The organism is Agromyces sp. G08B096, from assembly GCF_040267705.1.
Classification (GTDB): domain Bacteria; phylum Actinomycetota; class Actinomycetes; order Actinomycetales; family Microbacteriaceae; genus Agromyces.
Genome location: NZ_CP158374.1, coordinates 112,338 through 127,022 on the forward strand (window position 1 = coordinate 112,338; position 14,685 = coordinate 127,022).

13 protein-coding genes are annotated in these 14,685 nt (G+C 72.5%); all 13 read right to left on the minus strand.

The window, feature by feature from the left end; all coding sequences use genetic code 11:
- Positions 1–17 precede the first annotated feature (17 nt).
- Positions 18–1,466: a basic amino acid/polyamine antiporter gene (locus ABIQ69_RS00565; protein WP_350348451.1), complete on the minus strand. Its 1,449-nt coding sequence runs from the start codon at positions 1,464–1,466 to the stop codon at positions 18–20.
- On the minus strand, positions 1,463–2,974 hold the full coding sequence (nhaC, locus tag ABIQ69_RS00570) for a Na+/H+ antiporter NhaC (protein ID WP_350348452.1): 1,512 nt from the start codon (positions 2,972–2,974) through the stop codon (positions 1,463–1,465). The genes ABIQ69_RS00565 and nhaC overlap by 4 nt, the downstream gene beginning before the upstream one ends.
- Before the next feature lie 156 nt (positions 2,975–3,130).
- Positions 3,131–3,982, minus strand: coding sequence for a pyridoxal kinase PdxY (gene pdxY, locus ABIQ69_RS00575; protein WP_350348453.1), 852 nt, complete (start codon positions 3,980–3,982; stop codon positions 3,131–3,133).
- An 82-nt stretch (positions 3,983–4,064) separates the two neighbouring features.
- Complete coding sequence (locus tag ABIQ69_RS00580; RefSeq protein WP_350348454.1) at positions 4,065–5,456, minus strand: FAD-dependent oxidoreductase; 1,392 nt, start codon at positions 5,454–5,456, stop codon at positions 4,065–4,067.
- A complete protein-coding gene (gene cobA / locus ABIQ69_RS00585; protein WP_350348455.1) occupies positions 5,453–6,229 on the minus strand; it encodes a uroporphyrinogen-III C-methyltransferase in 777 nt (258 codons plus the stop codon). The genes ABIQ69_RS00580 and cobA overlap by 4 nt, the downstream gene beginning before the upstream one ends.
- Entirely contained in the window at positions 6,226–7,152 is a 927-nt protein-coding gene (locus tag ABIQ69_RS00590) for an ABC transporter permease (protein WP_350348456.1), read from the minus strand. The genes cobA and ABIQ69_RS00590 overlap by 4 nt, the downstream gene beginning before the upstream one ends.
- Positions 7,142–7,936: an ABC transporter ATP-binding protein gene (locus ABIQ69_RS00595; protein WP_350348457.1), complete on the minus strand. Its 795-nt coding sequence runs from the start codon at positions 7,934–7,936 to the stop codon at positions 7,142–7,144. The genes ABIQ69_RS00590 and ABIQ69_RS00595 overlap by 11 nt, the downstream gene beginning before the upstream one ends.
- 3 nt (positions 7,937–7,939) lie before the next feature.
- Positions 7,940–9,019, minus strand: coding sequence for an ABC transporter substrate-binding protein (locus ABIQ69_RS00600; protein WP_350348458.1), 1,080 nt, complete (start codon positions 9,017–9,019; stop codon positions 7,940–7,942).
- Positions 9,020–9,076: 57 nt separating this feature from the next.
- Positions 9,077–10,375, minus strand: coding sequence for a GTP-binding protein (locus ABIQ69_RS00605; RefSeq protein WP_350348459.1), 1,299 nt, complete (start codon positions 10,373–10,375; stop codon positions 9,077–9,079).
- Positions 10,375–11,355, minus strand: a complete 981-nt coding sequence (gene cysD / locus ABIQ69_RS00610) for a sulfate adenylyltransferase subunit CysD (protein WP_350348460.1) — start codon at positions 11,353–11,355, stop codon at positions 10,375–10,377. Before cysD ends, ABIQ69_RS00605 begins: the two co-directional genes overlap by 1 nt.
- The gene (locus ABIQ69_RS00615; protein WP_350348461.1) at positions 11,352–12,095 is read right to left on the minus strand and encodes a phosphoadenylyl-sulfate reductase; all 744 of its coding nucleotides are present in this window, start codon (positions 12,093–12,095) and stop codon (positions 11,352–11,354) included. Before ABIQ69_RS00615 ends, cysD begins: the two co-directional genes overlap by 4 nt.
- Positions 12,092–13,837 (minus strand): nitrite/sulfite reductase, encoded by a 1,746-nt coding sequence (locus ABIQ69_RS00620; RefSeq protein ID WP_350348462.1) that lies wholly within the window; start codon positions 13,835–13,837, stop codon positions 12,092–12,094. Before ABIQ69_RS00620 ends, ABIQ69_RS00615 begins: the two co-directional genes overlap by 4 nt.
- A 95-nt stretch (positions 13,838–13,932) precedes the next feature.
- Entirely contained in the window at positions 13,933–14,661 is a 729-nt protein-coding gene (locus ABIQ69_RS00625; protein WP_350348463.1) for a CbiX/SirB N-terminal domain-containing protein, read from the minus strand.
- Positions 14,662–14,685 lie beyond the last annotated feature (24 nt).

Below are 14,685 nucleotides of genomic sequence, written 5' to 3' on the forward strand. Positions count from 1 at the left end.
TGGGATGCCTTTCTGAGCTAGATGTCGACGAATCCGGTGACGAGGCCGACGATGCAGGCGACGGCGCCGATGAGCACGACGACGAAGACCACCCACCCGGGCGCGGTGAACAGGCGCTGCCGTTGCTCGCGTCGCGCGAACCCGTACAGGAGGGTGGCCGGCGCGAGGAGCAGGCAGGCGAGCAGCAGGAACTGCAGCCCCGCCGCGAAGACCAGGAACAGCGTGTAGACCACGGCGATCGCGGCGACGACGAGCTCGCGGGTGCGCAGGGACCGCGGCAGACCCTCGTATCCGTCGCGAGTGATCGCGATCTTCAGCGCGTACCCGGCCGCGAGGGCGAACGGCATGAGGGCCAGGGACGCCGTGAGGTCGAGCATGAAGTCCAGGGCGCCGTCGACGAAGAGCACCACGACGAGGAGCAGCTGGATGAAGAGCGTCGAGACGAGCAGCGCGTTGCCCGGGACGCCCTTCGGCGTCCAGTTGGCGAGGAAGGCCGGCATGTCCTTGTCCCGGGCGGCCGCGAAGAGCACCTCCGCCGCCATGAGGCTCCACGCGAGGTACGCGCCGAGGACCGAGATGATGAGGCCCGCGCTGATGAACCAGGCGCCCCACGGGCCCACCGCGGCTTCGAGCACGCTGCCGACCGACGGCTGACGGACTTCGGCGAGCTCGGCCTGCGGGAGGACGCCGTAGGAGATGATCGAGATCGTCGCGAACAGGGCCAGCACCGACAGGAAGCCGAGGACCGTGGCCTTGCCGACATCCTCCCGCTTCTTCGCGTATCTCGAGTAGACGCTCGCGCCCTCGATGCCGAGGAACACGAAGACCGTGACGAGCATGGTGCCCTGCACCTGGCCGAACAGGCTCTCGCCGCCGATGTCGTACCCGCCGGTGAGGTTGCCGATGAACACCTCGGCGTCGAACGCGAAGACGACCACGACGACGAACAGCACGAGCGGGATGATCTTCGCCGCGGTGACGATCGCGTTGATCCCCGCGGCCTCCTTCACACCTCGCATGATGAGCAGATAGAAGCCCCAGACGAACACCGACGAGACCGCGACCGCCCAGATGGTGTCGCCGTCGCCGAACGCCGGGATCAGCGGTTTGAGCGTCGAGGTGATCAGCACCCAGTAGAAGGTGTTCCCCGCGCAGGAGCTCGCCCAGAACCCGAATGCCGAGAGGAAGCCGGGGTACACGCCGAACCCGGTCCGGGCGTAGACGTACACGCCGTTGTCGAGATCTGGTTTCCGCACGGCGAGGCTCTGGAACACGAACGCCAGCATCAGCATGCCGGCGCCGGCGATCAGCCACGCGATGACGGCGCCGTAGACGCCGGTCTGGCTCGCGAACCGCTGCGGAAGGGTGAAGACGCCAGCGCCGACCATCGACCCCACGACCATCGCGGTCAGGGCCGGGAGGCTGAGCTTGTCCTGCGCGGTGGTCCTCGTCGGCGTTGCGCTCATCCGTCGTTCTCCTCGCTGGTCAGTCCGCCGCCGGTTCTCGATGCCGGCGGTCGATCGGTCCGTTCGATCCTGAAACCGGTGAAGCCGTAGACGACGCTCAGGATCGGGCTGGCGATGTTGAAGAAGCAGTAGGGCAGGTACGCGAGCGTGGGGACGCCGAGGACGGCGGCCATGAATGCGCCGCACGAGTTCCATGGCACCAACGGCGAGGTGACGGTGCCGCTGTCGGCGGTCAAGCGCGAGAGCATCGTCGGCGCGAGCCCGCGGGCCTCGAACTCGGCGCGGAACACGCGCGTCGGCAGCACCAGCGCGATGTACTGGTCACCGGCGACCAGGTTGAGGCCGAAGGCGCAACCGAAGACCGTCAGGAACAGTCGGCCGGTGGTCTTGGCGCGATGGATGAGCGGGTCGATGAGGCGGGAGATCAAGCCGAATCTCTCGAGGACGGCCCCGAACGTCACGGCTCCGAGGATCAGCCACAGGGTCGGCAGCATGCTGTCCATGCCGCCCCGTGAGACGAGCTGGTCGATCTCCGGGATGCCGGTATCGATGGAGAACCCGTTGGCCATCGCCATCCACGCGGCGCGGATCGCATCGACGACGGCCGTCCCTGAGTCGCCGGCGAATGCTCGGACGACCTCCGGCTGCAGGAACGGGGCGAGCAGGCCCGCGAAGAGCGCCGAGAATGCCAGCGCGAGCGACGCCGGAACCTTGCGGATCGACAGCACGATCAGCAGGGCCAACGGCAGGAGATTCCACGGAGTGATCTGGTAGATCGAACTCAGGCTGCTCAGCTCGGTGTCGATGCCGACCGGATTCTCGACGTCGGGCGCGCCGACGAGACCCAGCACGAGGAATCCGGTCACCGCGATCACGAACGCCGGGACCGAGGTCCATGCCTGACGCTTGATGTGCTCGTAGATATCGGCCTTCACGAGCTGCGAGGCGAGCACCGACGTCTCGGACAGCGGCGAGAGCTTGTCGCCGAGGTACGCACCCGAGATCACCGCGCCGGCCGTGATCGCGGGCGATACCCCCAGCATCAGCGCGATGCCGACCAGACCCACGCCGATCGTCCCGGTCGTCGTCCACGAGCTTCCGATGCTCAACGCGATGAGCCCACAGATCACCGCGGCGGCGGCGTAGTACCAGGAGGGCTGGAGCACCTGGATGCCGTAGTAGACGAGCGTCGGAATCGTCCCCGAGAGGTTCCACGTCCCGATGAGCGCGCCCACCGCCAGCAGGATGAAGATCGCACTCGTGATCGAGGAGAGCGCCTCCTGGCCGGCCTCCTGCACCGACGACCACGGGTGCCCGTTCTTCACCGCGACGAGGGCGGCGATCATCGCGCAGAGGATCAAGGCCACCTGGATGGGGCCGTCGAGCGCGTCGAGACCGAAGACGGCCAGTGACCCGGCCAGCAGCACGCCCAACGCGAGCAGCGGAATGAGGGCGTCGACGAGCGATGGCGCACGGATCGCGCGCCGTGTGGCTCGTGCCTTCGCCAAACCGACCCCCGGGAGCCGGACAGTCCCCACCGGTCCGGCGCTTAGTGGCGAATCTACGCAGGTCGAGGCGAATTTGTCGAGAGCGGCCGGACCCTCGCTGGTGCGCGGCCGAGCAGCAGCCCTCGGCTCAGCGACCTCGGCTCAGCGCACCCCGGCTCAGCGCACGCGCTCGACCGTGAACTGCAGGCGCGGGTGCGCGAACGCCTCCTGCGCCTCGATGAGCTGCAGCTCGCGCTCGCCGGAGTCGAGCGTCGCCTGCAGCAGGTCGAACACGCTCGACGCGGTCGCCGCGAGGGCCTCGGCGCTCGACCCCGTGCGGAACCGGTGCGCGGTGAACAGCGCGGCCGTGACATCCCCCGAGCCGTTCGCCTTCAGCGGCAGGCGCGGCGTCTGCACGATCCACGCGCCCTCGTCGTCGACGGCCATCATCTCGATGGTGTCCTCGGGGGCGTCCGGGCGCTCGACGCTCGTCACGAGCACCGTGCGGGGGCCCATCGAGCGGGCGAGGTCGGCCGAGACGAGCGTCTCCTCGAGCGTGTGGGGCTCGGTCCCGGTGAGGAAGCCGAGCTCGAACTGGTTCGGCGTGATGAGATCGGCCGCCGGGACGACGCGCTCGCGCAGCAGCGGCGGGATCGCCGGGTTCACGAAGCATCCCGACTTCGCGTTGCCCATCACGGGGTCGCAGGTGTACGTCGCGGCAGGGTTCGCGGCCTTCACGCGGGCGACGGCGTCGAGGATGACGTCGCCGATGTCCTCGCCGCCCTGGTAGCCCGACAGCACCGCGTCGACCTGGCCGAGCACGCCGCGCTCCTCGATGCCCGTGATGACGTCGCGGACGTCGTCGGCCGAGAGCAGCGGGCCGCGCCACGCGCCGTAGCCCGTGTGGTTGGAGAAGTGCACCGTGTACACCGGCCACACCTCGACGCCGATGCGCTGCAGCGGGAACACCGCGGCCGAGTTGCCGACGTGGCCGTACGCGACCGAGGACTGGATGCTGAGGACCTTCACGTCCGGCATCCTCGCACGGGTTCGCGGCCGCCGCGGCATCCGATCACGGGATCCGCTCCGCCAGCTTCGCGCGTCGCGCCCGTCACCGGGTGAGGATGCCGGCGCGCGAGCGCGCGACCTGCTCCTCCCGCGGCACGACCTTCACGCGCTCGCGCGGGTGGGCGTCGGCGGCGCCGAGGGCGCGCTCGTGCGCGTCGAGGGCGAGCCAGCCGTCCCACGTCGTGACCTCGACCTCGCGGTCGGCGAGCAGCTCGAGGACGGCGTCGCGGTCGGCGACGGCGGGTGCGGTGAGGCGGCCCGAGACGGCGTCGGCGACGAGGTGCTCGATGGTCTCCATCGCGTCGGACTTCGTGTGGCCGATGAGGCCGACGGGTCCGCGCTTGATCCAGCCGGTGGCGTAGAGCCCGGGCACCGCCTCGCCTCGCTCGTCGAGCACGCGCCCGCCGGCGTTCGGCACGACCCCGCGCCGCTCGTCGAACGGCGCCCCGATCACAGGCGAGCCGAAGTAGCCGACGGCGCGGTACACGGCCTGCACGGGGTAGTCGCGGAACTCGCCGGTGCCTCGCACGGCACCCGGGGTGCCGCCGTCGGCGGCGGGCACCGGCTCGGTGCGCTCGAACCGCATGCCCTCGACGCGCCCGTCGCCGAGCACCTCGACCGGCGAGTGGAAGAAGTGCAGGTGCAGCCGCCGCGGGGCGCCCGTGCGCTCGCGCGTCCGCCACGACTCCATGGTGCGCAGCATGATCTTCACCTGGTTGTTCGGCGCCAGCGACGCGTCGACCGCGGCGAAGTCCTCGTCGGAGACGATGAGGTCGACGTTCGGCACCTCGCCGAGCTCCCGCAGTTCGATGGGCGTGAACTTCACCTCGGCCGGGCCGCGGCGGCCGAACACGTGCACGTCGGTCACGGGCGACGCCTCGAGGCCCGCGAGCACGTTGGCCGGGGCATCCGTCGAGCGCAGGTCGGCCGGATGCTTCGCGAGCACGCGCGCGACGTCGAGCGCGACGTTGCCGTTGCCGATGACCGCGATCTGCTCGGCTTCGAGCGGCCAGGTGCGCGGCACGTCGGGGTGGCCGTCGTACCAGGAGACGAAGTCGGCGGCGCCGTAGCTGCCGGGCAGGTCGATGCCGGGGAGGTCGAGGGTCGCGTCGCGCACCGCTCCCGTCGCGAGGATGACGGCGTCGTAATGGTCGTGCAGTTCGTCGATCGAGAGGTCGCGGCCGATCTCGACGTTGGCGATGAGCCGGATGACGCCGGCGTCGAGCATCTCGTGCAGCGAGTTCACGATGCCCTTGATGCGAGGGTGGTCGGGCGCCACGCCGTAGCGGATGAGGCCGTACGGCGCGGGCAGCGACTCGAACAGGTCGATGTCGACCTCGCCGCCGCGGTCGCGGACGGCCGAGGTGAGGATATTGCCGGCGTAGATGCCGGCAGGGCCGGCGCCGACGATGGCGACGCGGAGGGAGAGGGTCACGGGCTGGGGGCCTTTCGTGCTCGATCGGGCGCGGCCGAGGCGAGCTCGGCCGGCGCGTAGGGGCTGAGGGCGACGACGTCGCCGACCACGACGACGGCGGGCGAGCGGATGCCTCGTCGCGCGGCCTGCACCGCGATGGTGTCGAGGGTGCCGATGGTGACGCGCTGCCTCGGGCCGTAGCCGTCTTCGACGATCGCGACCGGGCAGTCGCCGCCGCGCGGCCCGCGGGCGAGCGTGAGGGCCGAGTTCGCGAGGGTGCCGATGCCCATGAGGAGGACCACGGTGTGGTCGCGCCCGCCGCCGAGCTCGGCGATCTGGTCGTGCGCCGTGACGACCGTGAAGGCCGTCGCCACGGCGCGGTGGGTGAGCGGGATGCCCGCGATCGCCGGGACGGAGACCGCGCTCGTGATGCCGGGCACGACCTCGCAGGCGACCCCGGCGTCGCGGCAGTGCGCGAGTTCTTCGCCGCCGCGGCCGAAGACGTACGGGTCGCCGCCCTTCAGCCGCACCACCCGCTTGCCCTCGCGGGCGAGCGTGACGAGGAGGTCGTTGATCGCGTCCTGCGGGACCGCGTGGTGGCCGGGCAGCTTGCCGACATCGATGACCTCGGCCGTGAGCGCGACCCCGTCGGCAGCGAGGCCGTCGAGCACCGCCCCGGCGCCCAGCCGGTCGGCGACGATCACGTCGGCCGCCTCGAGCGCGCGGAGCCCGCGCAGGGTGAGCAGCCCGGGGTCGCCCGGCCCGGCGCCGACCAGCGTCACCTGTCCGCTCATCGGCCCGCCTCCACGAGCAGGCCGCGGCGGCGGAGCATCCGGCGCTCGAGCGGGGCGAACACGACCAGCTCGATGAGGATGCCGATGACGAGGATGGTGAGGATCGTGGCGAGCACCCCCGCGAGATCGGCGAGCTCGCGGCTCTGGTCGAGCATCGAGCCGAGGCCGAACCCGATCGTGCCGCCCGTCGCGATGATCTCGGCGGCCATGAGCGACCGCCACGAGAACGCCCAGCCCTGCTTCAGCCCGGCGACGTAGCCGGGCAGAGCGGCGGGCAGCACCACGAGGGTCGCGAGCCGGGCCGGGCCCGCACCGAGCACCGTGCCCACACGGCGCAGCTGCGGCGGCACCTGCTCGACGCCCGCGATGAGGCCGTTCACGATCGACGGGATCGCACCCATCAGCACGACGAAGTACACGGTCGCGTCCGACAGCTGGAACCAGATGATGGCCGCCGGCACCCACGCCACCGATGGCAGCACCTGCAGGCCGGAGATGATCGGGCCCACGGCGCGGCGGAGGGGGCGCACCTCAGCGAGCAGCAGCCCCAGCGGCGTGCCCACCGCCACCGCGATGAGGAAGCCGAGGATGCCGCGTTCGAGGCTCGTGGCGACGGCGAGCTGCAGCCGGCCCGTCTCCCAGGCGGTGCCGAGCGCGCCGGCCACGTCGAGGGGGCCCGGCGCGAGGTCGGGGCGCGGCTGCGCGAGGACGACGTACAGCTGCCAGGCCGCGAGGAGGGCGAGGACGAAGACGATCGGCGGCACGACGCTCGTCGCGAAGCGGCGCCACGGACCGGGCCGGCGCTCGGCGTCGGTCTGGAGGCGGTCGAGGCCCGCGGCGAGCGAACGCAGCTCGTCGTCGGCGCGGGCGGGCGACGCGGCCGCCGGCTCGGCGGGACGGGTGAGCAGATCCTCAGGCGGCATTGCGACGGATCTCCTTCCGCAGCTCGTCGGTGATCTCGATGGAGAGGGCGGCGACCTCGGGCGACTCGATGCGGCGCGGGCCGGAGGCATCCAGCCGCCACTCGCCCGCGACCCGGCCCGGCCGGCTCGAGAGCAGCACCACGCGCTCGCCGAGGCGGGCCGCCTCGCGGACGTTGTGCGTGACGAATACGATCGTGCGGCCCGTCTGCCGCCAGACGCGCTCCAGCTCCTCGTGCAGCAGGTCGCGGGTGATCGCGTCGAGTGCGGCGAACGGCTCGTCCATGAGCAGCACCGGGCGGTCCTGGGCGAGGGCCCGGGCCAGGGCCACCCGCTGGCGCATGCCGCCCGACAGCTCGTGCGGCCGCTTGTCGGCGGCGTCGGCCAGGTTCACGGTGTCGAGGAGCTCCAGCGCGCGCGGACGGCGCTCGCGCCGCGGCACGCCGCGCAGGCGCAGCGCGAGCTCGACGTTCCGTCCGGCGGTGAGCCACGGCATCAGCGCGGACTCCTGGAACATCACCGCCGAACCCTCGCCCGGCGTCTCGATGCGGCCGGTGGTCGCACGGTCGAGGCCCGCGATGAGGTTCAGCAGCGTGGACTTGCCGCACCCCGACGCCCCCAGGAGGCACACGAACTCGCCGGGCGCGATCTCCAGGTTCACGTCGTCGAGCACGAGCGGGCCGTCGCCGAAGCGCTTGCCGACGTGCTCGATGCGGATCGCAGCGGGGCGAGACGTCGCGACATCGCGCGCGGGCGCGCCCGCCGGCGCCGGGGTGCGGACCGCCATGGCCTACTCCTCGCCGAGCCCGCCGGCCGAGACCGGCTCGCGGCCCTCGGCCTCGAGCAGCCCGTTCAGCAGCCGCAGGTCGAAGAGGCCCTCGATCGAGCCCTCCTTCTGGGTGCCGGCCTCGAGCCCGTTCTCGACGAGCGTCTGGAAGGTCGCGGCGACCGGATCGGCCGAGAACCGCACGTGCTCGAGCGCCCGGCTGATCACCGCGTCGGCCAGCGGCTTGCCCGTCTCTGCCTCGATCGCGCCGTTGATCACGACCGGGGCCTCGGCGGGGTGCTCCCCGATCCAGTCGATCGCGGCGACGTGCCCCTCGAGCAGCGCCTCGACGGTCTCGGGGTGCTCCTCGAGGAACTCGGCGCGCACGAGCAGCACCGTCGTGGGGAACGCGCCGCCCTCCCAGAGGTCGGCCTCGTCGACGAGCACGTGCGCGCCCGCGTCGACGATGAGGCGCGAGACCCACGGCTCGGGCAGCCACGCCCCGTCGAGCTGACCCTGCTGGAAGAGGGTGAGGGTCTGGGCGTTCTCGGTCGGCGTGATGTGCACGTCGCCGCCGCCCTGCACGTCGGTCTCGAAGCCCTCGTCGGCGAGCCAGCTGCGGAGCGCGACATCCTGCGTATTGCCGAGCTGCGGGGTGGCGAGCGTCGTGCCGGCGAGGTCGGCCGGCGAGTCGATGCCCTCGCGCACCACGAGCGCGGCGCCGCCGGTCGCGGCGCCCGCGACGATGCGCGCCGACGCCCCGCCCGACTGGATGAACGTGTTGATCGACGGGTTCGGCCCGATGTACGTCGCGTCGATCGCGCCCGCCGAGAGCGCCTCGACCGCGGCGGGGCCGGCGTTGAAGACCTGGGTGGTGAGCTCGGTGTCCTCGCCGAGCGCGTCGGCGAACAGGCCCTCCTCGAGTCCGACGAGCGCGGGCGCGTGGGTGACGTTCGCGAAGTACCCGAGCCGCAGCTCCGCCGCGGGCGAGGTCTGGGCCTCGCCGCCCGCGGCATCCGCCTGCGCACCGGTGGAGGCGCAGCCGGCGAGCATCATGGCCGCCAGTCCAAGTGCGGTGATCGTCGAGGTGGTCTTGATGTTCACGGTTCGCCTCCTTCGTGAGGTGCTACGGGGATGGTGCGGAGCCTGCGGCGGGATGCCTCAGGCGTGGGTGATCCCCGCGGCGAGCGTGGCGCCGTCCGCGGGGTGGATCACGAGGAACGACCCGGCGGACCGGTTCGCCTCGTACGGCTCGAGCGGCAATTCCGCCGCGAGGCGGAGGCTCACCCGGCCGATGTCGTTGGCCTCGAGCCGGGCGGCCGGCTCGTGGGCGAGGGTGTCGAGGTCGCGGCGCGAGTCGACCGACGCGACGAGCGCCTGCACCACCTGCGTGCCGTGCTTCACGAGCACCCGGTCGCCGCCCGCGAGCGGCCGTGCGTCGAGCTGGAACAGCTCCGCGGCGAGCTCGCGGCGACCGGCGGGCAGGGTGCCGGCGCCGGCGATGACGGCGCCGCGCGCGGCATCCACCTCGTCGGCGAGCCGCAGCGTGATCGACTGCGGCGCGATCGCCTCGTCGACGGATGCCCCGGCGACGTCGATGCCCGACACCTCGGTCTCGATGCCGGAGGGGAACACGGCGACGCGGTCGCCGACCCGGACGCGGCCGCTCGCGACGCGGCCCGCGAACCCGCGGTAGTCGCGGTAGGCCTCCGCGGCGTCGGGGTCGGCCGCGAGGTCGGGCGCGAGTCCGCCCTGCGGCCGGATGACGAGCTGCACCGGCAGCCGGAAGTCGTCGACCTCCACCTCGAGCTCGTCGTGCGCCGGGAGCGTCTCGAGCAGCTCGAGGAGTGCGGGGCCGTCGTACCAGGGCGTGTTGGTCGAGCGCTCGACGACGTTGTCGCCCTCGAGCGCCGAGACGGGCAGCACGTGCACGTCGCCGAGCGCGAGCTCGGTCGTCACCCGGCGCACCTGCGCCGCGACGTCGGCGAACGCCGCCTCGTCGTAGCCGAGCAGGTCGATCTTGTTCACCGCGACGATGACGTGCGGCACCCGCAGCAGCGCGATGACGGCGAGGTGCCGCCGGGTCTGCTCGAGCACGCCCTTGCGGCCGTCGATCAGCACCACGACGGCATCGGCCGTGGTCGCGCCCGTGACCATGTTGCGCGTGTACTGCACGTGGCCGGGGCAGTCGGCGAGGATGAAGCTCCGCGAGCCGGTCGAGAAGTAGCGGTACGCGACGTCGATGGTGATGCCCTGCTCGCGCTCGGCCCTGAGACCGTCGGTCAGCAGCGCGAAGTCGAACCCGGTGCCCTGCCCGAAGCCGCGCTCGGCCGAGGTGCGCGCCACCTGCTCGAGCTGGTCGGCGAGGATCGCCTTGGAGTCGTGCAGCAGCCGGCCGACGAGGGTCGACTTGCCGTCGTCGACCGACCCGGCCGTGGCGAAGCGGAACAGCGTGCCCATCAGAAGTACCCGTCCTTCTTGCGGTCCTCCATCGCGGCCTCGCTCAGCCGGTCGTCGGCGCGGGTCGCGCCGCGCTCGGTCACCGTGGAGCGAGCCACCTCGCGGACGACGGCCGACACGTCGGCGGCATCCGACTCGACCGCGCCGGTGCAGCTCATGTCGCCGACCGTGCGGTACCGCACCAGGCGGCGTTCGACCCTCTCCCCGGGCGCCGGAGGGCTCACCGGCCCGACCGCGCGCCACATGCCGTCGCGACGGTACACGTCGCGCTCGTGCGCGAAGTACAGCGACGGCAGCGCGATGCGCTCGCGTTCGAGATAGCGCCACACGTCGAGCTCGGTCCAGTTCGAGATCGGGAAGGCGCGTACATGGCGGCCGGGGGTGTGCCGGCCGTTGTACAGACTCCAGAGCTCGGGCCGCTGGCTGCGTGGATCCCACTGGCCGAACTCGTCGCGGAGCGAGATGATGCGCTCCTTGGCGCGCGCCTTGTCCTCGTCGCGGCGGGCGCCGCCGAACACGGCATCGTGCCGGCCCGCGGCGATCGCGTCGAGGAGGGGCCGGGTCTGCAGCGGGTTGCGGGTGCCGTCGGGGCGTTCCTGCAGCCGGCCGTCGTCGAGGTAGTCCTGCACGCGGGCGACCTCGAGCCGGAGCCCCAGCCGTTCGACCGTCTCGTCGCGGAACGCGAGGACCTCGGGGAAGTTGTGGCCGGTGTCGACGTGCAGCACCGGGAACGGGACCCGGCCGGGGCGGAACGCCTTCGCGGCCAGGTGCAGCACGACGACGGAGTCCTTGCCGCCGGAGAACAGCAGCACGGGGCGCTCGAACTCCGCGACGACCTCGCGGATGATGTGGATCGCCTCGGCCTCGAGCAGGTCGAGCGCGTCGAGCCGTGAGGGCGCGCCGAGCCGGGACGGCGCGCCGAGCCGGGAGGGCGCGCCGGCGGCGGCTCGCGCCTCGGTGCTGATGGCCGTGTCGGTCATAGGTGCAGCCCGCATTCCGTCTTGGAGAGCCCGGCCCAGCGGCCGGCCCTCGGGTCTTCGCCGGGGGCGACCGGCCGCGTGCACGGCGCGCAGCCGATCGAGGGATAGCCGCGGCCCAGCAGGTCGTTCACCGGCACCCCGAAGGCGCCGGCGTGGTCGAGGAGGTCGTCGAAGCTCCACGCCGCGAGCGGGTTCACCTTGACCAGCCCGTTCCGTTCGTCCCAGGCGACGAGCGGCGTGCCCGTGCGGGTCGGCGCCTCGTCGCGGCGCACCCCGGTGAACCACACCTCGTACCCGCCGAGCGCGTCCTGCAGCGGCGCGACCTTGCGGCGTGCGCAGCAGAGGTTCGGGTCGCGTGCGAACAGCTCGGCGCCGAACTCGGCGTCCTGCTCGGCCACGCTCTGCTCGGGCCGCACGTCGACGACCCGCACGTCGAGCGTCTCCGCCACCAGGTCACGTGTCTGCACCGTCTCGGGGAAGTGGTAGCCGGTGTCGAGGAAGAGCACGTCGACGCCGGGCAGCGAATGCGCCACCAGGTGGGGCAGCACGGCGTCGGCCATCGAGCAGGCGACGGCCGCGGCATCCGTGCCGAACTCGCGGGCCACCCAGGCGACGACCTCGTAGGCGGATGCCTCGCCCTCGGCGAGGCTCCGCAGTTCGACGGCGCCGCGCTCGGCGATGGCGCGGAGCTCGTCGTGCCCGCGTTTCGTCGCTGCCCGCGGGGCCAGCGCGACGCTCATCGCAGCGCCTCCTCGTCGGCCCGGTGCGCCCATTCGGCGAAGGTCTCGTCGCGGTCGGCGGCGCGCTCCGCGAGGAAGCGCCGCACGAGGCGCTCGACGTAGTCGGCGAGCCCGTCGGCGGTGACCTTGAGGCCCCGCACGGTGCGGCCGAGGCCGGGCTCCTCGCGGTCCGCCGAGGCGAGCCCACCGCCGAGGTGGACCTGGAAGCCGGGCGTCTGCCCGCCGTCGCCGTCGGGCAGCAGCTGGCCCTTGAGGCCGATGTCGGCGGTCTGGATCCGGGCGCACGAGTTCGGGCAGCCGTTGACGTGCAGCGAGATCGGGTGGGGCAGGTCGATGCCCGCGAGGCGTTCCTCGAGAGCGAGCACCGCGTCGGTCGCGGTCTGCTTCGTCTCGACGATCGCGAGCTTGCAGAACTCGATACCCGTACAGGCGATCGTGCCGCGGCGCAGGAGCGAGGGCCGGGCCTGCAGGCCCAGCCCGTCGAGCTCGGTGATGACCTGCTCCACATGCTCGGCGTCGAGGTCGAGCAGCACCAGCTTCTGGTGCGGCGTGGTGCGCAGGCGGCTCGAGCCGTGCCGTTCGAGCAGGTCGGCGAGCGCCGTGAGGGTCGAACCCGACACCCGGCCGACGAACGGGGTGACGCCGACGTAGACGCGGCCGTCCTTCTGCCGGTGCACGCCGACGTGGTCGCCCTGCGTGCGCGGCTTCGGTGCGGCGGGGCCGTCGGGCAGCGGGGCATCCAGGTACTCGGTCTCGAGGACCTCGCGGAACTTCTCCGCACCCCAGTCGGCGACGAGGTACTTCAGCCGCGCGCGGTTCCGCAGCCGCCGGTAGCCGTAGTCGCGGAAGATCGAGACGACGCCCTCCCACACCTCGGCCACCCGCTCGGGGGCGACGAACGTGCCGGTGCGCACCGCGAGATGTGCCGCCGTCGAGAGGCCGCCGCCGACCCACAGGTCGTAGCCGATGCCGAGCTCGGGGTGCTCGACCGCGACGAACGCGACGTCGTTGATCTCGTGCACGACGTCCTGGCTCGGATGCCCCGTGATCGCGGACTTGAACTTCCGCGGCAGGTTCGCGAACTCGGGGTCGCCGATGTACTTCCGCTGGATCTCCTCGATCTGCGGCGTCGGATCGATGAGCTCGTCGGCGGCGATGCCGGCGACGGGCGAGCCGAGGATGACGCGCGGCACGTCGCCGCACGCCTCCGTCGTCGAGAGGCCCACCGACTCGAGCCGGCGCCAGATCTCGGGCACGTCCTCGACGCGAACCCAGTGCAGCTGGATGTTCTGCCGGTCGGTGAGGTCCGCCGTGTCGCGGGCGAACTCGGTCGAGATGCCGCCGATCACCCGCAACTGCTCGGTGGTGAGCTGCCCGCCGTCGATGCGGACCCGCAGCATGAAGAACTCGTCCTCGAGCTCGTGCGGCTCGAGCGTCGCGGTCTTGCCGCCGTCGATGCCGGGCTTCCGCTGCGTGTACAGCCCCCACCAGCGGAACCGGCCGTGCAGGTCGGTCGGATCGATCGAGGCGAAGCCGCCCGCGGCGTAGGTCTGCTCGATGCGCTCGCGCACGGCGAGGCCGCCGTCCTGCTGCTTCCACGCCTCGTTCGCGTTCAGCGGCTCGGTGCCGTCGACCTTCCACTGCCCGTTCGGCTTGGACGACGGCCGGCTCGGGCGCACGCGAGTGGATGCCTCGGGCCGGGCGGATGCCTCCGGCCGGGCGGATGCCTCGCTGATCGTCATGCGGCGAAGCTAGGCGACCCCCGTCGGCGCGTCATCCCGGCCGTGTCGCCTGCCGACACGTCGGGTCATACGCCGTCACACGCGGAGAGACGACGTCACAGTGTTGACGCGACGGGTCCGTCGAGGCAGTCCCGGTAGCGGTCGACGACGAGGTCGACCAGCTCCGGCGCGGGGTCGTCGGCGTCGAGGAGCGGACGGGTGATGACGTCGCCGCCTGCCTTCGCGGCGAGGTCCTGGAAGTAGCCGGGGGCGAGCAGGTAGCTCGACACGACGACCTCGTGCCCGGCGCTCCGGGCGGCCTCGACGGCGTCGTGCAAGCGCGGCTCCGCCGCCGCGAGGAAGCCGACCTCCACCGGTCGTCCGAGCTCCTCGGCGAGGAGGGCCGCCTGGCGGCGGCAGTCGTCGTTCGCCCGTTCGTCGCTGGAGCCCGCGACCGCCAGCACCACGGCGTCCGCCGCGCGCGGCCCGTCGACGTCGACCCGCCGTCGTTCGTGCAGCCGGCGGGCGAGCACACGGGCGAGGCGCGGATCCGGACCGAGGGCGCCCGCGAGCTGCACCGACGGGTGCGCCGCGGTCGCCTCGACGAGGTCGACGTGCACGTGGTAGCCCGCGGACAGCAGCAGCGGCACGACGACCACGGGCGAGCCGGCGGGGAGGGCGGCGAGGGATGCCGCGACATCCGGCTCCTGCACGTCCACGTGTCCCAGGCGGACCGTCACGTCGGGCAGCCGCGCCGCGACCGCGTCGACGAGCCGGCGCACGGCGTCCTGCCCGGCGAGCGAGGCGGTGCCGTGCGAGATCGCGAGGAGCGCCGGGGTCGTCATGCCCCTATTGTGCCGCCGTCGGTG